At 51.8% G+C, this 24,483-nt stretch carries 19 protein-coding genes, 1 tRNA gene, 1 other RNA gene, 3 pseudogenes and 1 riboswitch; of the genes and pseudogenes, 18 read left to right on the top strand and 6 right to left on the bottom strand.

What is annotated here, in order from left to right; all coding sequences use genetic code 11:
- The first annotated feature begins 29 nt into the window (after window positions 1-29).
- The 8 genes from prpC to rpmG all read left to right on the top strand — a co-directional run bounded on the left by prpC (window position 30) and on the right by rpmG (window position 11,567).
- Window positions 30-1,184, top strand: coding sequence for a bifunctional 2-methylcitrate synthase/citrate synthase (gene prpC / locus J7445_RS08620; protein WP_039409160.1), 1,155 nt, complete (start codon window positions 30-32; stop codon window positions 1,182-1,184).
- A gap of 407 nt (window positions 1,185-1,591) precedes the next feature.
- On the top strand, window positions 1,592-4,201 hold the full coding sequence (gene acnD, locus J7445_RS08615; protein WP_070539567.1) for a Fe/S-dependent 2-methylisocitrate dehydratase AcnD: 2,610 nt from the start codon (window positions 1,592-1,594) through the stop codon (window positions 4,199-4,201).
- A 410-nt stretch (window positions 4,202-4,611) separates the two neighbouring features.
- Window positions 4,612-5,781: a 2-methylaconitate cis-trans isomerase PrpF gene (prpF, locus tag J7445_RS08610; RefSeq protein WP_070539565.1), complete on the top strand. Its 1,170-nt coding sequence runs from the start codon at window positions 4,612-4,614 to the stop codon at window positions 5,779-5,781.
- Window positions 5,782-6,092: 311 nt separating this feature from the next.
- Window positions 6,093-7,304 carry an acetate kinase gene (locus tag J7445_RS08605; protein ID WP_209283372.1) on the top strand — a complete coding sequence of 404 codons (1,212 nt, stop codon included), beginning with the start codon at window positions 6,093-6,095 and terminating at the stop codon, window positions 7,302-7,304.
- 721 nt (window positions 7,305-8,025) lie between these two features.
- A complete protein-coding gene (locus J7445_RS08600) occupies window positions 8,026-9,156 on the top strand; it encodes an HlyD/EmrA/EmrK family protein (protein WP_209283371.1) in 1,131 nt (376 codons plus the stop codon).
- Window positions 9,157-9,343: 187 nt separating this feature from the next.
- Complete coding sequence (locus J7445_RS08595; protein ID WP_209282996.1) at window positions 9,344-10,873, top strand: DHA2 family efflux MFS transporter permease subunit; 1,530 nt, start codon at window positions 9,344-9,346, stop codon at window positions 10,871-10,873.
- Window positions 10,874-11,149: 276 nt separating this feature from the next.
- A complete protein-coding gene (gene rpmB, locus J7445_RS08590; protein WP_002216391.1) occupies window positions 11,150-11,383 on the top strand; it encodes a 50S ribosomal protein L28 in 234 nt (77 codons plus the stop codon).
- A gap of 28 nt (window positions 11,384-11,411) precedes the next feature.
- Window positions 11,412-11,567, top strand: coding sequence for a 50S ribosomal protein L33 (rpmG, locus tag J7445_RS08585; RefSeq protein ID WP_003684373.1), 156 nt, complete (start codon window positions 11,412-11,414; stop codon window positions 11,565-11,567).
- 141 nt (window positions 11,568-11,708) lie between these two features.
- Here the strand turns inward: rpmG and ubiM are convergent, their stop codons facing one another.
- The 4 genes from ubiM to J7445_RS08565 form a co-directional block, all read right to left on the bottom strand.
- Window positions 11,709-12,893: a 5-demethoxyubiquinol-8 5-hydroxylase UbiM gene (ubiM, locus tag J7445_RS08580; protein ID WP_209282995.1), complete on the bottom strand. Its 1,185-nt coding sequence runs from the start codon at window positions 12,891-12,893 to the stop codon at window positions 11,709-11,711.
- A 218-nt stretch (window positions 12,894-13,111) separates the two neighbouring features.
- A tRNA-Arg gene (locus tag J7445_RS08575) sits at window positions 13,112-13,186 on the bottom strand.
- A gap of 4 nt (window positions 13,187-13,190) precedes the next feature.
- Window positions 13,191-13,637 (bottom strand): DUF441 domain-containing protein, encoded by a 447-nt coding sequence (locus tag J7445_RS08570; protein ID WP_019271144.1) that lies wholly within the window; start codon window positions 13,635-13,637, stop codon window positions 13,191-13,193.
- Between the two features lie 5 nt (window positions 13,638-13,642).
- Complete coding sequence (locus J7445_RS08565) at window positions 13,643-14,617, bottom strand: polyprenyl synthetase family protein (protein WP_209282994.1); 975 nt, start codon at window positions 14,615-14,617, stop codon at window positions 13,643-13,645.
- A 262-nt stretch (window positions 14,618-14,879) separates the two neighbouring features.
- Between J7445_RS08565 and rplU the strand changes: the two genes are divergently transcribed.
- The 4 genes and pseudogenes from rplU (at window position 14,880) to J7445_RS08550 (ending at window position 17,010) form a co-directional block, all read left to right on the top strand.
- Window positions 14,880-15,188, top strand: a complete 309-nt coding sequence (rplU, locus tag J7445_RS08560; protein WP_003763980.1) for a 50S ribosomal protein L21 — start codon at window positions 14,880-14,882, stop codon at window positions 15,186-15,188.
- A gap of 25 nt (window positions 15,189-15,213) precedes the next feature.
- On the top strand, window positions 15,214-15,486 hold the full coding sequence (rpmA, locus tag J7445_RS08555) for a 50S ribosomal protein L27 (protein ID WP_016686478.1): 273 nt from the start codon (window positions 15,214-15,216) through the stop codon (window positions 15,484-15,486).
- A 180-nt stretch (window positions 15,487-15,666) separates the two neighbouring features.
- A pseudogene (locus tag J7445_RS12580) lies at window positions 15,667-15,774 on the top strand (IS5/IS1182 family transposase); the annotation flags it as partial.
- Window positions 15,775-16,044: 270 nt separating this feature from the next.
- Window positions 16,045-17,010: pseudogene (locus J7445_RS08550) on the top strand (IS30 family transposase).
- A gap of 36 nt (window positions 17,011-17,046) precedes the next feature.
- Here J7445_RS08550 and thiC read toward each other — a convergent pair.
- Window positions 17,047-18,948: a phosphomethylpyrimidine synthase ThiC gene (gene thiC / locus J7445_RS08545; protein ID WP_101810869.1), complete on the bottom strand. Its 1,902-nt coding sequence runs from the start codon at window positions 18,946-18,948 to the stop codon at window positions 17,047-17,049.
- A 92-nt stretch (window positions 18,949-19,040) separates the two neighbouring features.
- A riboswitch (TPP riboswitch) is annotated at window positions 19,041-19,140 on the bottom strand.
- A gap of 212 nt (window positions 19,141-19,352) precedes the next feature.
- Window positions 19,353-20,537, bottom strand: a pseudogene (locus J7445_RS08540) (cytochrome-c peroxidase).
- 328 nt (window positions 20,538-20,865) lie between these two features.
- Between J7445_RS08540 and J7445_RS08535 the strand changes: the two are divergent.
- The 6 genes from J7445_RS08535 (at window position 20,866) to rpsI (ending at window position 23,914) form a co-directional block, all read left to right on the top strand.
- Window positions 20,866-21,855 (top strand): NAD(P)H-dependent glycerol-3-phosphate dehydrogenase, encoded by a 990-nt coding sequence (locus J7445_RS08535; protein ID WP_209282993.1) that lies wholly within the window; start codon window positions 20,866-20,868, stop codon window positions 21,853-21,855.
- Between the two features lie 141 nt (window positions 21,856-21,996).
- Window positions 21,997-22,320 (top strand): hypothetical protein, encoded by a 324-nt coding sequence (locus J7445_RS08530; RefSeq protein WP_019271148.1) that lies wholly within the window; start codon window positions 21,997-21,999, stop codon window positions 22,318-22,320.
- Between the two features lie 9 nt (window positions 22,321-22,329).
- Window positions 22,330-22,632, top strand: a complete 303-nt coding sequence (locus tag J7445_RS08525; RefSeq protein ID WP_209282992.1) for a cell division protein ZapA — start codon at window positions 22,330-22,332, stop codon at window positions 22,630-22,632.
- Between the two features lie 7 nt (window positions 22,633-22,639).
- Window positions 22,640-22,819, top strand: a non-coding RNA gene (gene ssrS / locus J7445_RS08520) — 6S RNA.
- A 261-nt stretch (window positions 22,820-23,080) separates the two neighbouring features.
- The gene (gene rplM, locus J7445_RS08515) at window positions 23,081-23,512 is read left to right on the top strand and encodes a 50S ribosomal protein L13 (protein ID WP_003744049.1); all 432 of its coding nucleotides are present in this window, start codon (window positions 23,081-23,083) and stop codon (window positions 23,510-23,512) included.
- 9 nt (window positions 23,513-23,521) lie between these two features.
- Complete coding sequence (gene rpsI, locus J7445_RS08510) at window positions 23,522-23,914, top strand: 30S ribosomal protein S9 (RefSeq protein WP_003744048.1); 393 nt, start codon at window positions 23,522-23,524, stop codon at window positions 23,912-23,914.
- Window positions 23,915-24,483 lie beyond the last annotated feature (569 nt).

The raw sequence follows: 24,483 nt of genomic DNA, 5'->3' as shown, positions 1-24,483 counted from the left end.
AAACCCATAAAACACAAAGGAGAAATACCATGACTGCAACCACCGAAACCCCGACCTTCAAACCGAAAAAATCCGTCGCCCTCTCCGGCGTGGCGGCGGGCAATACCGCGCTGTGTACGGTCGGCCGCACGGGCAACGATTTGAGCTACCGCGGTTACGACATTCTCGATCTGGCGCAGAAATGCGAGTTCGAAGAAGTCGCCTACCTGCTGATTCACGGTCATCTGCCCAACAAATTCGAACTCGCCGCCTACAAAGCCAAACTCAAATCCATGCGCGGCCTGCCTATCCGCGTGATTAAAGTGTTGGAAAGCCTGCCTGCGCACACGCATCCGATGGACGTCATGCGTACCGGCGTGTCCATGCTCGGCTGTGTTCATCCCGAACGTGAAAGCCACCCTGAAAGCGAAGCGCGCGACATTGCGGACAAACTCATCGCCAGCCTCGGCAGCATCCTGCTCTACTGGTATCAATATTCGCACAACGGCAAACGCATCGACGTTGAAAGCAAAGAAGACACCATCGGCGGCCACTTCCTGCACCTGTTGCACGGCAAACGCCCGACCGAATCGCAGGTGAAAGCCATGCACGTTTCTCTGATTCTGTATGCGGAACACGAGTTCAACGCCTCCACCTTCACCGCCCGCGTGATTGCCGGTACAGGCTCGGACATGTATTCCTGCATCACCGGCGCTATCGGCGCGCTCAAAGGTCCGAAACACGGCGGCGCGAACGAAGTTGCCTACGACATCCAAAAACGCTACCGCAACGCCGACGAAGCCGAAGCCGACATCCGCGAACGCATCGCCCGCAAAGAAATCGTTATCGGGTTCGGCCATCCGGTTTACACCATTTCCGACCCGCGCAACGTCGTGATTAAAGAAGTGGCGCGCGGTTTGAGCCGGGAAGCGGGCGACATGCGCCTCTTCGACATCGCCGAACGCTTGGAGAGCGTGATGTGGGAAGAGAAAAAAATGTTCCCGAACTTGGACTGGTTCTCCGCCGTGTCCTATCAGAAACTCGGCGTCCCGACCGCCATGTTCACGCCGCTGTTTGTGATTTCGCGCTCCACCGGCTGGGCGGCACACGTCCTCGAACAGCGCAAAGACGGCAAAATCATCCGTCCGAGCGCGAACTACACCGGCCCCGAAGACTTGGCGTTTGTGGAGATTGAAGAACGCTGAGACGGACAACAGCCGTAGGAGGCGCCAATCGGATTTCAGACGACGTGTAGCGTGGACTTTGCCCGCGGAAAACTGAGTCCCGCCTACGGTTCCGCTTTTCAGACGACCTGTTGGAATATGCGAGAGAGAGAAGGTCGTCTGAAAAACCAGCCGCAACGTCTGCCGTCATTCCCGCCCCCGCCTTAGCGAGGACAGGCCGCGGCGGGAATGGCGGAGGCAGCGCGGCAACTTTTTTTCACGGTTTCGCCAAAATGCAGGGAAAGCCTGCAAGCCGAGTAGATTTCAGACGACGTGCAATATCGTTGTTACCCATTAAAACCGAATATTTAAGTTTCAGACGCCCCCTTCAACAAACGTCGTCTGAAACCCCAAACCACAAGAAAAATAGATCCACAGGAGAACTGAACATGGCTGCCAACCAACGTTACCGCAAACCGCTGCCCGGTACGGATTTGGAATACTACGACGCGCGTGCGGCGTGTGAGGACATCAAGACCGGCTCTTACGACAAGCTGCCTTACACGAGCCGCATTTTGGCGGAGAACTTGGTCAACCGCGCGGACAAGGTCGATTTGCCGACGCTGCAAAGCTGGCTGGGTCAGCTGATAGACGGCAAGCAGGAAATCGACTTCCCGTGGTATCCCGCGCGGGTGGTGTGCCACGATATTCTGGGGCAGACCGCGCTGGTGGATTTGGCGGGCTTGCGCGATGCGATTGCAGAGAAGGGCGGCGATCCTGCCAAAGTGAATCCGGTGGTGCAGACTCAGCTTATCGTCGACCACTCGCTGGCGGTGGAATGCGGCGGCTACGACCCCGATGCGTTCCGCAAAAACCGCGAAATCGAAGACCGGCGCAACGAAGACCGTTTCCACTTTATCAACTGGACGAAAACCGCTTTTGAAAATGTGGACGTGATTCCGGCGGGCAACGGCATCATGCACCAAATCAATCTGGAAAAAATGTCGCCCGTCGTCCAAGTCAAAAACGGCGTGGCGTTTCCCGATACCTGTGTCGGCACCGACTCGCACACGCCGCACGTCGATGCGCTGGGCGTGATTTCCGTGGGCGTGGGCGGTTTGGAAGCGGAAACCGTGATGCTGGGACGCGCGTCCATGATGCGCCTGCCCGATATTGTCGGCGTGGAACTGACGGGCAAACGGCAGGCGGGCATTACGGCGACGGATATTGTGTTGGCGCTGACCGAGTTTCTGCGCAAAGAGCGCGTGGTCGGGGCGTTTGTTGAATTTTTTGGCGAGGGCGCGAGAAGCCTGTCCATCGGCGACCGCGCGACCATTTCCAACATGACCCCTGAGTTCGGCGCGACTGCCGCCATGTTCGCCATCGACGCGCAAACCATTGATTATTTGAAACTGACCGGACGCGACGACGCGCAGGTGAAATTGGTGGAAACCTATGCCAAAACTGCCGGACTGTGGGCGGACGATCTGAAAACCGCCGTTTATCCGCGCGTGTTGAAGTTTGATTTGAGCAGCGTAACGCGCAACATGGCAGGCCCGAGCAACCCGCACGCGCGTTTTGCCACCGTCGATTTGGCGGCGAAAGGGCTGGCGAAGCCTTACGAAGAGCCTTCAGACGGCCTCATGCCCGACGGCGCGGTCATCATCGCCGCGATTACCAGTTGCACCAACACTTCCAACCCGCGCAACGTCGTTGCCGCCGCACTTTTGGCGCGCAACGCCAACCGCTTCGGGCTGAAACGCAAACCGTGGGTTAAAACCTCGTTCGCCCCCGGCTCGAAAGTGGCGGAAATCTATTTGAAAGAAGCAGGTCTGTTGCCCGAAATGGAAAAACTCGGCTTCGGCATCGTCGCCTTCGCCTGCACTACCTGCAACGGCATGAGCGGCGCGCTCGACCCGAAAATCCAGCAGGAAATCATAGACCGCGATTTGTACGCCACCGCCGTACTGTCGGGCAACCGCAACTTCGACGGCCGCATCCACCCGTATGCGAAACAGGCTTTCCTCGCTTCGCCCCCGCTGGTGGTGGCCTACGCCGTCGCGGGCAGCATCCGTTTCGATATTGAAAACGACGTACTCGGCGTTTCAGACGACGGCAAGGAAATCCGCCTGAAAGACATCTGGCCGACCGACGAAGAAATCGATGCCGTCGTCGCCGAATATGTGAAACCGCAGCAGTTCCGCGACGTGTATGTACCGATGTTCGACACCGGCAAAGCGCAAAAAGCCCCCAGTCCGCTGTACGACTGGCGTCCGATGTCCACATACATCCGCCGTCCGCCCTATTGGGAAGGCGCGCTGGCAGGCGAACGCAGCCTGACGGGAATGCGCCCCTTGGCGATTCTGCCCGACAACATCACCACCGACCACATTTCGCCTTCCAACGCGATTCTGGCGGCGAGTGCGGCAGGCGAATATCTGGCGAAAATGGGTTTGCCCGAAGAAGACTTCAATTCCTACGCCACCCACCGCGGCGACCACCTCACCGCCCAACGCGCCACCTTCGCCAATCCCAAATTGTTTAACGAAATGGTGAAAAACGAAGACGGCAGCGTGCGCCAAGGCTCGCTCGCCCGCGTCGAACCCGAAGGCGAAACCATGCGCATGTGGGAAGCCATCGAAACCTATATGAACCGAAAACAGCCGCTCATCATCATCGCCGGCGCGGACTACGGACAAGGCTCCAGCCGCGACTGGGCGGCGAAGGGCGTGCGGCTGGCGGGCGTGGAAGCCATCGCCGCCGAAGGTTTCGAGCGCATCCACCGCACCAACCTCATCGGTATGGGCGTCTTGCCGCTGCAATTCAAAGCCGGCACCAACCGCCACACCCTGCAACTGGACGGCACGGAAACCTACGACGTGGTCGGCGAACGCAAACCGCGCGGCGACCTGACCCTCGTCATCCACCGCAAAAACGGCGAAACCGTCGAAGTCCCCGTTACCTGCCGCCTCGATACCGCAGAGGAAGTGCTGGTGTACGAAGCCGGCGGCGTGCTGCAACGGTTTGCACAGGATTTTTTGGAAGGGAACGCGGCGTAGAGGTCGTCTGAAAAGCAAGACGTAGCGTGGGTCGGGTCCAACATTTTGCTCATTCACGTAATTCCCGATATGGCAGGCATCTACTGTAAATCGTCATTCCCGCGCAGGCGGGAATCCAGAAAGTGGAATTGAGGAAACCTTTTTATCCGATGAGTTTCTGTGCGGATAAGTCTGGATTCCCGCCTACGCGGGAATGACGGGGTTTAATAATCTGCCGTATCACAATACAGCAGCCGTAGATTGGGGCGAACTTCGACATTTTGCGGAATCAAACGGCTTTGTCGGAGTGGTAGCCTAATGTACTTCTGGAAAGTGGGTGTAGCGTGGGCTTTGCCCACGAAATAAAGGCTAAATTGATACGGTAAAAAAATCGTGGGCAGAGCCCACGCTACATAAGGAGAACCCAAAAAATGCCGCAAATCAAAATCCCCGCCGTTTACTACCGCGGCGGTACATCAAAAGGCGTGTTTTTCAAACGTTCCGACCTGCCCGAGGCGGCGCGGGAAGCGGGAAGCGCGCGCGACAAAATCCTGTTGCGCGTACTCGGCAGCCCCGACCCCTACGGCAAGCAGATAGACGGTTTGGGCAACGCCAGTTCGTCCACCAGCAAGGCGGTGATTTTGGACAAGTCCGAACGTGCCGACCACGACGTCGATTACCTCTTCGGGCAAGTTTCCATCGACAAGCCTTTCGTCGATTGGAGCGGCAACTGCGGCAACCTGACCGCCGCCGTGGGCGCGTTCGCCATCGAGCAGGGCTTGGTCGATAAAGGCAAAATCCCTTCAGACGGCATCTGCACGGTCAAAATCTGGCAGAAAAACATTGGCAAAACCATCATCGCCCACGTTCCGATGCAAAACGGCGAAGTCTTGGAAACGGGCGATTTCGAGCTGGACGGCGTTACCTTTCCCGCCGCCGAAGTGCAAATCGAATTCCTCGACCCCGCCGACGGCGAAGGCAGTATGTTTCCGACCGGCAATTTGGTGGACGAGCTGGACGTTCCGGACATAGGTCGTCTGAAAGCCACGCTCATCAACGCGGGCATTCCGACCGTTTTCCTGAACGCCGCCGACTTGGGCTACACGGGCAAAGAGTTGCAGGACGACATCAACAACGATGCCGCCGCGCTGGAAAAATTTGAAAAAATCCGCGCTTACGGTGCGCTGAAAATGGGCTTGATTAACGACGTGTCCGAAGCCGCCGCCCGCGCGCACACGCCGAAAGTCGCCTTCGTCGCCCCCGCCGCCGATTATACCGCCTCCAGCGGCAAAACCGTGAACGCCGCCGACATCGGTTTGCTGGTACGCGCCCTGAGTATGGGCAAACTGCACCACGCCATGATGGGCACCGCCTCGGTCGCCATCGCCGCCGCCGCCGCCGTCCCCGGCACGCTGGTCAACCTTGCCGCAGGCGGCGGAACGCGCAACGAAGTGCGCTTCGGCCATCCTTCCGGCACATTGCGCGTCGGTGCGGCGGCAGAATGTTCCAACGGCGTTTGGGCGGTGAAAAAAGCCGTCATGAGCCGCAGCGCGCGCGTGATTATGGAAGGACAGGTGCGCGTTCCCGATGATTGTTTTTGAAATCATGTAGGACGGACATCACTGTCCACTGTTTCAGACGACATTTGATAAAGGATTGCAATAAAGCCGAATAGTCTAACCGCCGTCATTCCCGCGCAGGCGGGAATCCATAGTCGATATTCTGTTTCCTGATTTTTATCAGAGCTTGCTTGTGAGCAAATATGGATTCCCGCCTGCGCGGGAATGACGATAGAAAATGCGGCATACACTTTGCCCAAAGAGGTCGTCTGAAACACACCCCGCCAAACGCTCAGCCTTTTTCAGACGACCCCACACCAAAAAAACAACCACAAACTACAAGGAGAAACATCATGTCCGACCAACTCATCCTCGTCCTGAACTGCGGCAGCTCCTCGCTCAAAGGCGCCGTTATCGACCGCAAAAGCGGCAGCGTCGTCCTAAGCTGTCTCGGCGAACGTTTGGGTACGCCCGAAGCCGTCATCACCTTCAACAAAGACGGCAACAAACGCCAAGCTCCCCTGACCGGCCGTAACTGCCACGCCGGTGCGGTGGGTATGCTGTTGAACGAACTGGAAAAACACGGTCTGCACGACCGCATCAAAGCCATCGGCCACCGCATCGCCCACGGCGGCGAAAAATATCACGAGTCCGTCCTCATCGACCAAGACGTCCTCGACGAACTGAAAGCCTGCATCCCGCTCGCCCCGCTGCACAACCCCGCCAACATCAGCGGCATCCTCGCCGCGCAGGAACACTTCCCCGGCCTGCCCAACGTCGGCGTGATGGACACCTCGTTCCACCAAACCATGCCCGAACGCGCCTACACCTACGCCGTGCCGCGCGAATTGCGCAAAAAACACGCCTTCCGCCGCTACGGCTTCCACGGCACCAGCATGCGCTACGTCGCCCCCGAAGCCGCGCGGATTCTAGGCAAACCGCTGGAAGACCTGCGCATGATCGTCGCCCACCTCGGCAACGGCGCGTCCATCACCGCCATCCGAAACGGCAAATCCGTCGATACCAGCATGGGCTTCACACCTATCGAAGGTCTCGTCATGGGCACCCGCTGCGGCGACATCGACCCCGGCGTGTACAGCTACCTGACCGCCCACGCCGGCATGAACATCGAGCAAGTCGATGAAATGCTGAACAAAAAATCAGGATTGCTCGGCATCTCCGAACTCTCCAACGACTGCCGCACCCTCGAAATCGCCGCCGACGAAGGCCACGAAGGCGCACGTCTCGCCCTCGAAGTCATGACCTACCGCCTCGCCAAATACATCGCCTCCATGTCGGTCGCCTGCGGCGGCATAGATGCCCTCGTCTTCACCGGCGGCATCGGCGAAAACTCCCGCAACATTCGCGCCAAAACCGTCGCCTACCTCGACTATTTGGGTCTGCACATCGACACCAAAGCCAATATGGAAAAACGCTACGGCAACTCAGGCATCATCAGCCCGACAGGTTCCAATCCCGCCGTTTTGGTCGTACCGACTAACGAAGAACTGATGATCGCACTCGACACCGCCGAACTGGCAGGCTTTTTGCAAGAAGCAGGCTGAGGTTGAGGCAATACGTTGTTGAAATAACAATGAAATAGAAAAGAGGTCGTCTGAAAGATAGGTTTCAGACGACCTCTTTGTTTGGAAAGACGATCTTATGCTTTTCTTTGTTATTTGGAAGAGAACTAAGAGGGTAGGGGATGTTTTTCAGCTTAAAAGCAAGGTTATGAAACAGATACTTTCCCGACTCAGGAAAAAGTTAAATTTTAGGAATAAATGTTTATTATGTTAATTTGAAATATTGAAATAGTTTCATGAGAAATTAAAAGAGGTAAGTAAGCAACAATGAAACGTAATTCAGAATGGGATTAAAATACCTGTAAATTATTCTTTAATAATCATTCTATTGAGTAAATAAAAATGACAATAAATTATTAAAGGGATGGTTTGTCATATTTCATTTAAAATAGTTACTTGATTGAGTAATGGTGCGGATATAGAATGCCCGTTTCCCTATATCTTATTTGACGTTTAAATTAAATCAATAAGATATTATTATTTAATAAACATAAAATAATATTCGATATTAGGTTTTTTGCGAATCCTTAGATTGATCTTGTTTTTGAAATCAAGGTAAATCGGAGCGGCTACGGATTTATCCAAGATTCGGATGTTAGTTTTGTAGAAAGCCTATTAGTTTAATACTCGGGTAAATTAAATCATGGAAACAAAGTCAGCAAACGGCGGGCAAACTCCCAGCACATCGGGCAAACCGGTCAAAATGCCGAACAGGCGCAAGCGGAATATGGCAGTGGTTACGCTGCTATTTGTTTTGGCGGCTATTGGCGTGGCTTTTGCTTATGTTTTGTTTTGGCAGCACGAAGAAACAACTGAAGACGCATATGTTGCGGGATATTTGGTTCAGATTACGCCGCAAGTTGGCGGGACAGTGCGCAAAGTCATGTTTGACGACACGGATGTTGTGAAAAAAGGCGATGTTTTGGTTACTCTGGACGACAGTGATTTCCAACTGGCGTATGACAGGGCGCAAAACGAGCTGATTCAGGCAATCCGTCAAAACAAGCAGCAGACGGCAGTCAATTCCCAGGCGAAAGCGCAAGTGTTGCTGCGTAAAGCCGATTTGGCACGCGCTCAGGCAGATTTGCGACGCCGGGAAGCCCTATCCGGTACGGATGCCATTTCCGGTGAGGAGTTAAGTCATGCCCGGGCGGCGGTCGTTCAGGCGCAAGCTGCATTGAAAGCGGTGGAGGCGGAAGAGGCTTCGGCTCAGGCTGCGTTGGGTAACAATATTCCAGTGCGCGAACAACCTGCCGTTCAGACCGCAGTGAGCAAGATTAAAGATGCCTGGCTGAATTTGCAGCGTACACAAATCCGCGCGCCTATGGGCGGGCAGATTGCAAAACGCAATGTCCAAGTCGGACAGAGAATTTCGCAAGGCGCGGCGTTGATGGCAGTTGTTCCCCTGACGGATTTGTGGGTGGATGCCAATTTTAAAGAATCGCAATTACGAAAAATGAAAATCGGACAGCCTGTGGAAATGACTGCCGATTTGTACGGCAAAAAAGTGGTTTACCACGGTAAAGTCATGGGCTTGTCCGCAGGGACGGGCAGCGCGTTTTCTCTTTTACCTCCGCAAAACGCAACGGGCAACTGGATTAAAGTTGTTCAGCGCGTACCGGTCAGAATCAGCCTGGATTCTAATGAATTGAAAGCAAACCCCTTGCGCGTCGGTCTGTCCATGACAGTCAAAGTCGATATTGCAGAAGCGGGTTCGGGTAAGCCGATGACGGCGGCTGCCGTGAAAAATTCGGCAGCTCCGGAAACGGACAGCGTAGATTGGGCGGCGGCTAATGCATTAATCGATAAGATTTTTGAAAAATACGCCAAATAAACTGTTTCAGACGACCTTCGGTATCCCGACAGGTCGTCTGAAACGTTCATATCCGGCAAATTAGTGAAATAAGTAGTGCGATCAGGATGAGGGACTTGCTCATTCTGTTTCAAGAGAAAGTCGATACGGCAAACCCCGCCTAGGTTAAAAGCGGGAGTGGCAATGTCGGCAGTGAAGGAAGATTTTGATGAATTATCCGCCGTTGACAGGCATCAGGTTGGTCTTGGTTACATTGTCGCTGAGCCTGGCCGTCTTTATGGAAGTATTGGATACGACGATTGCCAATGTTGCCGTCCCCGTTATTGCCGGTGATTTGGGTGCGGCAACGACACAGGGTACCTGGGTGATTACATCATTTGCCGTGGCAAATGCCATTTCCGTACCGCTGACAGGATTTCTTGCGAAGCGGATGGGTGAAGTGCGGCTGTTTGTCGGATCGGTCATCGGTTTCGTGATTACATCTTGGTTGTGCGGTATTTCACCGAATTTGCAAACCTTGGTGCTCTTCCGTATTTTGCAGGGTTTTGTCGCGGGGCCGCTGATCCCTTTGTCCCAAAGCCTTTTGATGGCATCTTACCCGCCCGAGAAGCGGACTTTGGCATTGGCACTTTGGGCGATGACAGTCGTGGTCGCCCCTGTTTTAGGACCGATTTTCGGTGGCTGGATTTCGGACAACTGGCATTGGGGGTGGATATTTTTCATCAATATACCCATCGGCATTTTGTCTGCGGTAATCGCCTGGCAGCAACTGCGCGACCGTGAAACCGATACGGTTAAAACGCCTATTGATTACACTGGGCTGATTTTGATGATCGTCGGTATCGGCTCGTTGCAAATGATGTTGGACAGGGGGAAAGAGCTCGATTGGTTCGCATCGGGTGAAATTATCGTATTGGCAGTCGTTGCAACGGTATGTCTGACTTATTTCATCGTTTGGGAATTAGGTGAAAAATATCCGATTGTCGATTTGTCTTTGTTTAAAAACCGCAACTTTACCATCGGCGTATTGACGACTTCGCTCGGGTTTATGGTGTATATGGGAACGTTGACGCTTTTGCCGCTGGTGTTGCAGTCCAACCTCGGTTATACCGCCACATGGGCGGGATTGGCGGCTGCCCCTATCGGATTTCTGCCGATTTTCCTATCTCCTTTGATAGGGCGGTTCGGCAATAAAATCGATATGCGCCTGTTGGTTACCGGTAGTTTTTTGATGTTTGCCTTTACTTTTCATTGGCGGACAGATTTTTATGCGGGAATGGACATGAGCAGCGTTGTCTGGCCGCAGTTTTGGCAGGGTTTGGGGGTGGCCATGTTCTTCCTGCCGCTGACGACCATTACTCTATCGCACATGAAAGGTCCGCAAATCGCATCGGCAAGCAGTTTGTCGAATTTTCTGCGTGTCTTTATGGGTGGTGTCGGTGTGTCTGTCGTCAGTACCATGTGGGAGCGGAGGGAGGCTTTACATCATACGCAACTGACTGAACATATCACGCCGTATTCTCCGGATACCGCCGAAGCAGTCCGTCAGATGGCAGAAGCGGGTTTGAACGGAGAGCAGGCAGTCGGTCTGATAAACAGTACCATTACCCAACAGGGTTTTATCGTTGGCTCGAATGAGATATTTTTGGCAGGCAGTATTTTGTTCATTATCATGATTCCCATTATTTGGCTGGCGAAGCCGCCTTTCCATCATGACGGAGGCGGAGGAGGGCATTGATGAGTGTTGCTACGGAAGGAGATGGAATCGCTAATTCGACAGAAAAGGTCGTCTTAAAACGGTAAAGATAGTTTCAGACGACCTTTTCATATGCAGAAGCTTTGGAAATCCGCTATAATTTCGCCTCATTCATTTCGCGGTCAAAGCGTTTCGCGAAAACAACATTTGGAAGATTTATCCCGACAAGCAGTCGGTTTTTTGTCAAAATGCTTGAACTAACGCTGTTTTTTATGGTATAAATCGCGTTTTACTATTTTAGAAGTTTGGAGACTAACCATGGCACGAGTTTGCAAAGTGACCGGTAAGCGCCCGATGTCTGGCAACAACGTATCACACGCCAACAACAAAACCAAACGTCGTTTTTTGCCTAACTTGCAATCACGTCGTTTTTGGGTTGAAAGTGAAAACCGCTGGGTTCGCCTGCGCGTTTCTAACGCTGCATTGCGTACCATCGACAAAGTAGGCATTGATGTCGTATTGGCTGATTTGCGTGCTCGCGGCGAAGCTTAATTTAAACCGTTAATTAAGGATTACTGCAATGCGCGATAAAATCAAACTAGAATCCAGTGCTGGTACTGGTCATTTCTACACCACTACCAAAAACAAACGCACTATGCCCGGCAAATTGGAAATCAAAAAATTTGATCCGGTTGCCCGTAAACATGTTATTTACAAAGAAACCAAATTGAAATAATCCGGTTTCTGGAAAATGGAAAAGCCTCTGTCGGACAGGGGCTTTTTTATTTCGAACCTTATATGTCAAAGTTGCTGTGGAAAATATATAAAAGGTCGTCTGGAAAGCGTTTCAGACGACCTTTTGATGTGTTTAAACGCATTAGCCGGTCAGTTGTTTGGTAATCAGTTTTTTCAGCGGCGGGAAGTTGTTGCTGGCACGCAATACCAAGCCGCGCAGGATTTTGGCGGGCGCAGTTTCATTGGTAAAGAGTTTGAGCAGCATATTGGTGCCGTGGTAAATCGGTTGGGCATGGAGCATATGCTTGGTGCTGTATTTTTCCAGCAGGCTGGCGGCGCCGATGTCTTGACCGCGTTGTTCCGCTTCGAGAATCAGTTTTGCCAAGAGGTCTGCGCTGGATAAGCCCAAGTTGAAACCGTGTGCGGTAACAGGGTGCATACCTACGGCGGCGTCGCCGATTAAGGCGCTGCGTTTGCCATAAAAGCGTTGGGCAATCATGCCGACCAAGGGGTAGTTGTGAATGGTGCTGACCAATTCCATATCGCCCAAACGGCCTTTGAGCTGCTCTTTGACGCTGGCTGCCAATTCTTCGGGAGACATTTTTTTGATGGTGTCTGCCTTGTCGCTATCGACGGTAATGACTGTGTTGGTCAGGTGTTCTTCCAAAGGCAGCAGGGCGATGGTGCGGCCGTAGTGGAAGCATTCGTAAGCGGTATGCTGGTTAGACAGGGTATGCTTCATGCGGCAGACAAACATGGTGCGGCTGTAATCGTGCATATCGGAGGAAATGCCCAGTTGTCGGCGGGTTTGGGAGAAGCGGCTGTCTGCTGCCAAGAGTAGGCGGCCGCTCAAAACTTCGCCGTTTTCCAAGATGACTTGGGCTTCGTCTTCGGAAGTTTTGACTTCTTTGACGCCGGTACCGGTCAGGATGGTAACGTTTTCCAGTTTGGATACGACTTCATAAGCAGCTTTGCGGATATTGTGGTTTGAAATCAGATAACCTAAGCAGTCGGCAGGTTCGCCGCGTGCTTGGGTCGGTTGCGGGAAGTGGAGTTGGTAATCGGACTGCCCGTTCAAGACTTTTGCATCGCGCAAGGGGTAAATTTCGTCTTTGGGAATCAAATCCCACATGCCCAAGCGTTGCATAATTTCGCGGGACAGGTGGGTTAGGGCGATTTCCCTGCCGTCGTAAGGCGGATTTTGCAAAACCTCCAGGGGACTTTTTTCAATCAGGGTAACTTTTAAACCGCTTCCGGCCAGTTCGGCTGCAAAGCTGAGTCCTGCCGGTCCCGCACCTACGACGAGAATATCGCTGTGTAAGCTCATAAGGCATCCTTTTTATTTAATGGAATGGAGGTTTCAGGGGATCTTGGAGTAAGGTCGTCTGAAAAAGAGAACTGGGTGTGATTATAGCAAAATAGATGGAGAAAAAAGAGAGATGTAAATGACCAGGGGAAATTTTACTTTGGTCTTAATGTAAATCAAGAATTCGGTAATGTCGGATTGCAGATGGTGGGTATTCAATACGACATATTTTGCAGTGGTGGCCTCGCCAACAGGAATCGAACCTGTATTTTACGCTTAGGAGGCATACGTTCTATCCGTTGAACTATGGCGAGCGTGTTAAACTTTTCCTGCTATAAATGATAATAATCCTGCGGCAATCAGCGGACCGACCGGAATGCCGCCCATAAACGCCACACCGATAACCGTACCGATCAAAAGACCTGTTACCAACACGGGCTGTTCGCTCATCAGCGGTACACCGCGTCCTGCCAGCCAGGCAACAAGGATACCGATTAATACAGCGGCAATCATTTTAAAATTGACAAACTCTGACAGCGGCGGAATTTGAACCTTGCCTGAAACCAGCGGGCTTAAGACCCCGATTGTCAGCAAAATAATCCCAAAATGCAAGCCGTGTTTTTCCATGAAAGGAATATATTGCGACAAAGCAGTCTGCTGCATTAACAGCAAAATTGCTGCTGAAATCGTAATCGAGTTGTTGTTACTGACGACACCGAGAAAAATCAGCGTCACCAGAAACATCGGGACGAAGTTGAAATTCATCGGATTTAAGAAACCCGTGCCAATGATTCCTCAGCCAACTGAACCATCGCCTGCTTGACTTCGCTGTCAGGTAGCACAGCCAAAGAAGCCACTGCTTGCTCAACTGCTTTACGTGCTTCGGAAATCGAATAAGTCAGCGCATCGGAATGGACGACATAATCATGGATTTTTTGGAAACTGCTGCGGTCCGCATTTTCCAAAGCGTGGCGCACATCGTCCGCCACTTGTTTCGCCCCGTTGCGCATCAGATAAATCAGCGGCAAAGTCGGTTTGCCTTCTGCCAAATCATCGCCGACGTTTTTACCGATTTCTTCAGTTTCACCCGAATAATCCAAAACATCATCAATAATTTGGAACGCCGTACCGACATACATGCCGTAATCTTTCAGCGCCTGCTCATGCTCAGGAGAGGCATTACCCAAAATCGCGCCGACCTGTGCTGCCGCTTCAAACAATTTGGCTGTTTTATATTGAATCACTTGAACATATTGCGCTTCGGTGATGTCGGTATTGCCGATGTTCATCAGCTGCATGACCTCGCCTTCGGCAATAATATTGGTTGCATCCGCCATGACTTCCAAAATGCGCATACTGCCGGAATCAACCATCAACTGGAAAGCGCGCGTATATAAAAAGTCGCCGACCAACACCGCCGCCGCGTTGCCGAACAGATTATTCGCCGTTTCACGTCCGCGGCGCAAATCGCTTTCATCGACCACATCGTCGTGCAGCAGAGTCGAAGTGTGGATAAACTCCACCATCGCCGCCAAAGCATAAAGCTTATCTCCGTCATAGCCGACCGCCTTGCCTGCCAAAATTGTCATAATCGGGCGCAGACGCTTACCGCCGGCACTGATAATATAAGTACCGATTTGCGAAATCAGCGCGACATCAGACTGAACCGCTTGGTTGATTACTTCATTGACCCGCGAAAGGTCTTCAGGCAGATGGCGTTGGAAATAAGGCAGGTTTTCGAGCATAACACATTCTCAGTCAGCAAAATGAAGCAGGCTTGCCGTATAAATAAATGGGTTGGGTATAAGGCGGAAATAATATTGCCGCATAAAAAATATCGGCAATCCAACGCGCGATTATAGCAGCAAAGCCCGTTTGACACATCTTTCAGACGACCCTGACCCCACAAACGAAATAAACTTTGACAAAACAGGCAAATAGCAATAGAATGCCATGTTTCGCACAATGGTGTGCGGGATATTAACCATAATTCTCATGGAGTTGAGTATGTACGCGGTCGTAAAAACCGGCGGCAAACAATATAAAGTTGCCGTTGGCGAAAAATTGAAAGTAGAACAGATACCAGCCGAACTCGACAGCCAAATCGAACTGACCGAAGTTTTGATGATTGCTGACGGCGAATCTGTAAAAGTTGGCGCTCCTTTTATCGAAGGCGCAAAAGTAACAGCTAAAGTAGTAGCCCATGGTCGCGGCGAGAAAGTACGCATTTTCAAAATGCGCCGCCGTAAACACTACCAAAAACGCCAAGGCCATCGCCAAAATTTCACCCAAATCGAAATCGTGGCAATCGCCTAATTTTTGAAACTTAGGAGTATTACAAATGGCAAGTAAAAAAGCAGGCGGTAGCACCCGCAACGGTCGCGATTCAGAAGCCAAACGCTTGGGCGTAAAAGCCTACGGCAGCGAGCTGATTCCGGCAGGTTCCATCATCGTCCGCCAACGCGGTACCAAATTCCACGCCGGCGACAACGTAGGCATGGGCAAAGACCACACTTTGTTCGCCAAAGTTGACGGTTACGTTGAATTCAAAACCAAAGGCGCGCTGAACCGTAAAACTGTCAGCATCCGTCCTTATACCGGTTCTGAAGAATAATCCGAGTTTATCGTGATATTGAAAAAGCTGTATTTCTTAGGGAATACAGCTTTTTTGTTTGTGTCAGGTTGAGTAGTTTTACAGGTCGACATTAGCCGGGTCATTTGGTTTTTGATACGACACCTGTCATCAGTCGTCATTCAGTCTCTTTCTGCGTAAGGACAAATTGTGGCGGGAATTTATAGTGGATTAAATTTAAATCAGGACAAGGCGACGAAGCCGCAGACAGTACAGATAGTACGGCAAGGCGAGGCAACGCCGTACTGGTTTAAAGTTAATCCACTATATTTTTGAATTCCGGAAGCCTTTTTCAAATACCTGTTTCTTGGAATTTTTGATGAATTTCCACCTGTCTTAGAATAGCTGCGGAGGATAGGGGCTCCGTCAGAAATGGAGCAGATTGGTTTATATGCCCAAAATTTCAGGTTTCCAATAAAACCAAAAGGTCGTCTGAAAACTTTTCAGACGACGGCGGATTCGCATTTGAAGTGCAACTTTCCCTAACAGAAAAAGGCCAGTATGCGGTAGCATACGGCCTTTCCTGCAAGAAAGATTGCCATGAGCTACACGCAACTGACCCAAGACGAACGATACCACATCCAATACCTGTCCCGCCACTGCACCATCGCCGAAATCGCCAAACAGCTTAACCGCCACAAAAGCACCATCAGTCGCGAAATCAAACGGCACCGCACCCAAGGGCAGCAATATAGTGCTGAAAAAGCACAACGGCAAAGCCGGACTACCAAACAGCGCCAGCGAAAGCCCTATAAGCTCGATTCGTAACTGATTCAGCACATCGACACCCTTATCCGCCGCAAACTCAGTCCTGAACAAGTATGCGCCTACCTGAGCAAACACCACCAAATCACGCTCCACCACAGCACCATTTACCGCTACCTTCGCCAAGACAAAAGCAACGGCGGCATGTTGTGGCAACACCTCAGAATATGCAGCAAACCCTACCGCAAACGCTACGGCAGCACATGGACCAGAGGCAAAGTGCCCAACCGCGTCGGCATAGAAAACCGACCCGCTATCGTCGACCAGAAAACCCGCATCGGCGATTGGGAAGCCGACACCATCATCGGCAAAGGACAGAAAAGCGCATTACTGACCTTGGTCGAACGCGTTACCCGCTACACCATCGTCTGCAAATTGGACAGCCTCAAAGCCGAAGACACTGCTCTGGCAGCCGTTAGGGCATTAAAGGCACATAAAGCCAGAGTGCACACCATCACTATGGATAACGGCAAAGAGTTCTATCAACACACCAAAATAGCCAAAGCATTGAAAGCGGAGACTTATTTTTGCCGCCCCTACCATTCTTGGGAGAAAGGGCTGAATGAGAACACCAACGGACTCATCCGACAATATTTCCCCAAGCAAACCGATTTCCGAAACATCAGCGATCGGGAGATACGCAGGGTTCAAGATGAGTTGAACCACCGGCCAAGAAAAACACTTGGCTACGAAACGCCAAGTGTTTTATTCTTGAATCTGTTCAAACCACTGATACACTAGTGTTGCACTTGAAATCCGAATCCAAGGACCTTTTTATCAACTGTAAATCTCAGCCCCTTTCTTCACAAACTCGACCGCTTTTTCCTCCATGCCCTGCCGCTGGGCTTTTTGCTTGTCGGCGTAGTCGCGTACTTCCTGCGTGATTTTCATCGAGCAGAATTTGGGGCCGCACATTGAGCAGAAGTGGGCGATTTTTGCGCCTTCGGCAGGCAGGGTTTCGTCGTGGAAGCTCTCGGCGCGTTCGGGGTCGAGGCTTAAGCGGAATTGGTCGCGCCAGCGGAACTCGAAACGCGCCTTGCTCAGAGCGTTGTCGCGTAATTGTGCGCCCGGCCAGCCTTTGGCGAGGTCAGCGGCATGGGCGGCGAGTTTGTAGGTGATGATGCCGGTGCGCACGTCTTCTTTGTCGGGCAGGCCGAGATGCTCTTTCGGGGTAACGTAGCAGAGCATGGCTGTGCCGTACCAGCCGATGTTGGTTGCGCCTATGCCCGAGGTGATGTGGTCGTAGCCGGGGGCGATGTCGGTAACGAGCGGGCCGAGTGTGTAGAAAGGCGCTTCAAAGCAGTGTTGCAGCTCTTCGGTCATGTTTTCTTTAACGCGTTGCAGCGGCACATGGCCGGGGCCTTCAATCATGACTTGTACGTCGTGTTCCCATGCTTTGGCGGTCAATTCGCCCAAGGTGTGCAGCTCGGCAAATTGGGATTCGTCGTTGGCATCGGCAATGCAGCCGGGGCGAAGGCCGTCGCCGAGGCTGAACGACACGTCGTAGGCTTTCATGATTTCGCAGATTTCGTCGAAATGCGTGTAGAGGAAGTTTTCCCGATGGTGGGCGAGACACCATTTCGCCATGATGGAGCCGCCGCGCGATACGATGCCGGTGAGGCGGTTGGCGGTCATCGGCACATAGCGCAGCAACACGCCTGCGTGTATGGTGAAATAGTCCACGCCTTGTTCCGCCTGTTCGATTAAGGTGTCGCGGAACAAATCCCAAGTCAAATCTTCGGCAATGCCGCCGGTTTTTTCCAAAGCCTGATAGATGGGCACGGTACCGATGGGGACGGGCGCGTTGCGGATAATCCATTCGCGCGTCTCGTGGATATGCGCGCCGGTGGACAAATCCATAATCGTGTCCGCGCCCCAACGCAGCGACCACACCATTTTTTCGACTTCTTCGGTCAGGCTGGAGGTTACGGCGGAATTGCCCAAGTTGCCGTTGATTTTGACGCGGAAGTTGCGGCCGATAATCATCGGTTCGAGTTCGGGGTGGTTGATGTTGGCGGGGATAATCGCACGTCCGGCGGCGATTTCTTGGCGCACGAATTCGGGCGTGATTTGGTCGGGGTGGGTCGGGATGTTCGCGCCGAAACTTTGCCCTGCGTGCTGTTTCAAGAGCTTGGCGTATTCGGGTCGTCTGAAAAGTTCGTCCAGCTTCATGCGTTCGCGTATGGCGGCAAACTCCATTTCGGGCGTGATGATGCCGCGGCGCGCATAGTGAAGCTGGGTTACGTTGCTGCCGCTTTTCGCGCGGCGCGGGCGGGTGATTTGGTTGAAGCGCAGATGGGCGGTTTGCGGGTCGTGCGCGCGTTCGATGCCGTATTCGCTGGAGAGTGTGGGCAGGATTTCGGTATCGCCGCGTTCGTCCAGCCATGCGGTGCGGACGTGCGGCAGGCCTTGTTTCAGGTCGATGTGCGCCGCCGGATCGCCGTACACGCCGCTGGTGTCATAGACGGGAATCGGCGGGTTGGCTTCCGTGCCTTGCGCCGTGTATGTGTCGTCCTGACGGATTTCACGCAAAGGCACGCGGATGTCGTCGCGGCTGCCTTGCAGATACACGCGCTCCGAGTTCGGATATTTGAAGCGGATGCCGATGTCTTCGCTCAAGTCGGCAAGCTCGCGCGCTTCGTTGCCGGAGGTTTTGGCGGTTTTCTTTGGCGTAGTCATAAAAAATGCTCCTGTTTTCTCGTTTGAAAAGAAGAAACAGGAGCGTTTTGCTTTTTCAGACGGCCCCAATATCAAAAAGGGTCGTCTGAAAGACAGAATCCGTGAAAACTCCCCACGCAGGTATTATCCCGATCGGGTGTAAAGGGTATTTCTCAGCCGCCTGAACATCAGGCAGCACCCCTGTTTCGTTAGAAAAGATTATAAACCACGATTGGGGTTTATTGGAAATCTTAACAGGGCTGACATCGGTATTTTAAGGAATGAATGGCTTGAATATTGAGGGGCTAGTTATATTGCGTTTCCATAAATCGAAACGTCGTCTGAAAAGCAGGACAACTTTTTCAGACGACGTTTGGTATGGCACAAATTTAGGATAACGGGTTCCGTTACCCTAAATCTACGGCTTATTTATTGTTCGGATGGGATTCCATCGGTGCAGACAAAGGCAGTTCGGGCATGGTGCGGGCGGAGTCGGAAACATTGCCGGAGAGTGTTTTCAGGAAGGCAACGATGTTATCGGTGTCTTCTTTAGATAAATCTTTGCCCAGTTGTGCTTTACCCATGATGGTAACGGCTTTGTCCAATTCCCAAACGCTGCCGTTGTGGAAATATGGATAAGTTTTGGCGACGTTGCGCAAGCCTGGTACGCGGAAGAAGAATTCGTCTTCGGCTTTTTTGGTTACGTCGGCACGGCCTTTGTCGTGTTTCGGATCTTCGATGAATTTCCAGTACGGTCCTTCAACCAAACCAAATTTTTGGAAGGTTGTACCACCGAGGTTGACGCCGCTGTGGCAGGCGATACAGCCGTTGTCCATAAAGGCGCGCACGCCTTTGCGCTCTTGTTCGTTCAGGGCGTTGACGTTGCCTTTGAGGTAGTCATCCCATTTGGTCGGCGTCAACAGGGTGCGTTCGAATGCGCCCAGTGCGGTGGTGATGTTTTTGAAGGAAACTGCGCCGTCTTCGGGGAAGGCGGTTTTAAACAGTTCTTGATATTCGGGGATTTTGGCGATTTTGGCAGCGGCTGCTTCTTGCGAGTCGTTTGCCATTTCCACAGGGTTCACCAACGGTCCGCCGGCTTGTTCTTCAACGTCAGCCGCGCGGCCGTCCCAGAACTGCATACCGAGCAGGGCGGCGTTTAAAGCGGTCGGGGAGTTGCGTCCGCCGAACTGTCCTTTATGGCCTTGGCTGGTCGGCAGGTTGTCCACGCCTGCGGTGGCAAGGTTGTGTCAGGAGTTGCAGCTCACGGTGTTGCCTTTGGAGAGGCGTGGTTCATACCATAATTGATGGCCGAGTTTGACCTGTTCTTCGGTAAACGGGCGTAGTGTCTGCATTTCTTCGGCGCTTGGCAGCGGTTTGAAGATGCCTTGTGCGCGTTTGAGCAGCTCTTGGTCTTCAGGTGAAGCATTGCTGTCAACAGCGGCTTGGGACGCTGCTGAGGCAGCTGAAGCTGCGTCAGGGGTCGTCTGAACGGCAGAGGCCTCGGTCGGTGCGGAAGCAGGTTTTTGTTCCTTGCTTTCCTGTCCGCCACAGGCGGCCAATGCGGATAAAACAGCAAGCGACAGGAGCAGTCGGGTGTTGCGGTAGTTCATGGCGTGTTCCTTTTTGTAGTGGATATTATTATGAGTAAGCACCGTTTCCGTTAATTGCCGTGATGAATGGCGGGCGAAAATGGGGAATGGCATTCCGCTTTGTTTGCGTCCGTTTGATATGTCCGGCTTTTTTTGTCCGCGAAGTATAAACAGCGGGCGGGGTTTGCCCTTTGCGGTAAATCAATATTGGATTTTCAATAGAGAAAAACAATATATGCGATAGCTTCTGCATTTTCATGCGTTTTTCATGTTGAATGGGCCTCTATCGCTTGCACTGCCAAGCCGATTGGTTTAAATTAAACGACAATCTACCGTTGGAAGACACACAATGAAAATTACCGTCATCGGCGCAGGTTCTTGGGGTACAGCCCTTGCCCTGCACTTTGCCAGCCACGGCAACGAAGTCGCCCTTTGGACACGCAATCCCGAACAAGTCCGTACATTGCAGGCAGAACGTGAAAACAAACACGGCCTGCCCGGTTTCCCTTTCCCTGAATCCTTAACCGTTTACGCTGATTTGGGTGATGCACTCAAAGACAGCGAACTCGTCCTTGTCGTAACTTCTGTCGCGGGTTTGAGAAGCAGCGCAGAACTCCTCAAACAACACAATGCCGACCACGTTCCCGTCCTTGCTGCCTGCAAAGGCTTTGAACAAGATACAGGGCTGTTGACCTTCCAAGTATTGAAAGAAGTATTGCCTGAGAACAAAAAAATCGGCGTGCTGTCTGGTCCGAGCTTTGCCCAAGAACTCGCCAAACAACTGCCTTGCGCTGTGGTTGTCGCCTCAGAAAATCAGGAATGGATTGAGGAATTGGTGCCGCAACTCAACACCAACGTAATGCGTCTCTACGGTAGTACGGACGTGATCGGCGTGGCTGTCGGCGGGGCTGTCAAAAATGTGATGGCAATTGCTACCGGCCTTTCCGACGGTCTCGAATACGGACTCAATGCGCGTGCGGCGCTGGTGACGCGCGGTCTCGCCGAGATTACCCGTCTTGCCATGGCTATGGGCGCGCAGCCTAAGACCATGATGGGGCTTGCCGGCATCGGCGACCTTATCCTGACCTGTACCGGCGCGCTTTCGCGAAACCGCCGTGTCGGTTTGGGTTTGGCAGAAGGAAAAGAACTGCATCAAGTGTTGGTGGAAATCGGCCATGTTTCCGAAGGTGTCAGCACCATCGAAGAAGTGTTTAACACCGCTGTGAAATACCAAATCGACATGCCCATTACCCAAACCCTGTTGCAACTCATCCGCAAGGAAATGACCCCGCAACAAGTTGCAGAAAGACTCATGGAGCGCAGCGCGCGCTTTGAGTAAGACCGAACGGTAAAGGTCGTCTGAAAACATCAAACCAAAAAGTTTCAGACGACCTCAAGATTCGGCAGCGATTGACATCCCTGCATCATCATCCTAATATCCTGACCGCCTGCCACCATGCGGCAATACGGAAGCCTATACATGAATCAATCACTCGACACCTTGGAAGTCAGCGTTTACCAGCTGGCCCAAAAATTTGAAACCCTTGTTGGTGAAAACCGCCGCCTTAATGAAGAAATCGACCGCCTCAAGCTCGAGCATGAACAACAAAAGCGCGAACACGAAGCCGCCGTTGACGAATTGAGCGAAGCGTTGCTCGTGCAAGTCGGCAAACTCAAAGAAGACCTTCAAGGCAAAATCGACAATCTTAATGCCGAAAAAGAACAATACCGCAGCGCATTGGAACAGACTGCAGAAAAAATCCGCCAGCTCATTTCCCGCCTGCCGCAAGAAACGCAATCATAAGGACACGCCATGAGTATCGAACAAGTCAGCCTCGACATCATGAATGTCAATTTCACCATCAACACCCCGAGCGAAGAAAAAGATACCCTGCTCCAAGCCGTTGATATGCTCAACAAAAAAAGTGCCGCCATCAAAGAGAGCGGACGCATTGTCGGCAGCGATAAAATCGCCATTATGACCGCGCTCAACGTCGTCCACGACCTCCTTAAAATCACACTCAAAGACGATTTGGCAATAGGTGAATTTGAGCGTAAAATGACCGACATGAACAACGCTTGCCAAAAAGCTTTGGCGCGGTTGGAACAAAACTGATTTTTCTTTTTCCCTGCGGTGTCCGCGAAGGCATATATTCCTTTGAACCAATAAGTTCGCTTAAGGTTGCCGGGAGTTGCAGTGGGCGCGAGCGTCTATCCTTAGATGCACCCGAAACTGCCCGAGGTGACCGCCTTGTCAACAAGGTTCAAGCGGATTCAGCCAAAACGGCTCTCGCGGGGATTCCCCATATCAAGCCATGCCCGATTGCGGCATGGCTTTCATTTATCATCGGCTTCGAGGTCGTCTGAAAACCAAGCGTAAAGTTAAAAAAACACATCCCGATATTTTGAATCATCAGTAATGTTTTCCAGCTTAAAAACAACATCTCCCTACGCATAAAACCGCCATCATAGAAAAAACACTTTCAGACGACCCCAATCCGATTGACAAAAGCCAATCCCATCTTTAAAATTCACAACTTTCTATATCTATCTGGATTTCCACTATGAAAACCTTTTCAGCGAAACCCCACGAGGTGAAGCGCGAATGGTTCGTTATCGACGCCCAAGACAAAGTTCTGGGTCGCGTTGCAGCCGAAGTCGCACACCGTCTGCGTGGCAAGCACAAACCTGAATACACTCCCCACGTTGACACCGGCGACTACATCATCGTCATCAACGCGGACAAACTGCGTGTAACCGGTGCCAAATTCGAAGACAAAAAATACTTCCGTCACTCCGGTTTCCCCGGCGGTATCTACGAGCGTACTTTCCGCGAAATGCAAGAGCAATTCCCGGGCCGCGCTTTGGAACAAGCCGTAAAAGGCATGTTGCCTAAAGGCCCATTGGGTTACGCCATGATCAAAAAACTGAAAGTGTACGCTGGTGCAGAACACGCCCATGCCGCACAACAACCCAAAGTTTTGGAATTGAAATAAGGACACGACATGAACGGTAAATACTACTACGGCACAGGCCGCCGCAAAAGTTCAGTGGCTCGTGTATTCCTGACTAAAGGTACCGGCCAAATCATCGTAAACGGTCGTCCCGTTGACGAATTCTTCGCCCGCGAAACCAGCCGCATGGTTGTTCGCCAACCTTTGGTTCTGACTGAAAACGCTGAAGCGTTCGACATCAAAGTGAACGTTATCGGCGGAGGTGAAACCGGTCAATCCGGCGCGATCCGTCACGGCATTACCCGCGCCCTGATCGACTTCGACGCTGCGCTGAAACCTGCCTTGTCTCAAGCCGGTTTCGTTACTCGCGATGCTCGTGAAGTTGAACGTAAAAAACCAGGTCTGCGCAAAGCACGCCGCGCAAAACAATTCTCCAAACGTTAATTCGTTTTTGGAATCTCAAAAAGCCCTGCAATGCAGGGCTTTTTTGTGTGAAGCTCGTGACATCTAAGTATTGAAACTATTAAAAGAATAATGAAACCCTCTCCAAAAAATGGATTTCAATAAGTAGGAGATGCCTGTTTTTAAGATACAGGTATGTAATAGGAATGTTTGGGATGCTGCTGTGAATTTTAATTTCATGAAGCTACATTTAATGAAGTGTTGTAAATTAACTAATATGAATAATAGAAAATGTACCGTTTATCCAAATAAACTAACGCTTATCTTATATTCTGAGCAATTTATTCAAAAAATTTCACTTCTTAACAGCATTTAATACTAAGGTTTGTATAATGCAAAGTGCTGACACACACCGCTCTTTTATCCCTTTTGGGCGGTGCAGCAAGTAAGACGTTTTCCCGCAATGTATTGGCCATTCATACTTCTCCCTTGGTATGAATGGTTTTTTTTATCTAAGTTTTTTATGTTGCCTTATGAAGATGAAGAGGTCGTCTGAAATATATTTTCAGACGACCTTTGTGATTTTGTATTCTGAGACCTTTGCAATAACA

This window comes from Neisseria sicca (genome assembly GCF_017753665.1).
Lineage (GTDB): Bacteria > Pseudomonadota > Gammaproteobacteria > Burkholderiales > Neisseriaceae > Neisseria > Neisseria flava.
Note: the sequence above shows the minus strand (reverse complement) of the source record. Positions and strands in the feature narration are given on the sequence as shown.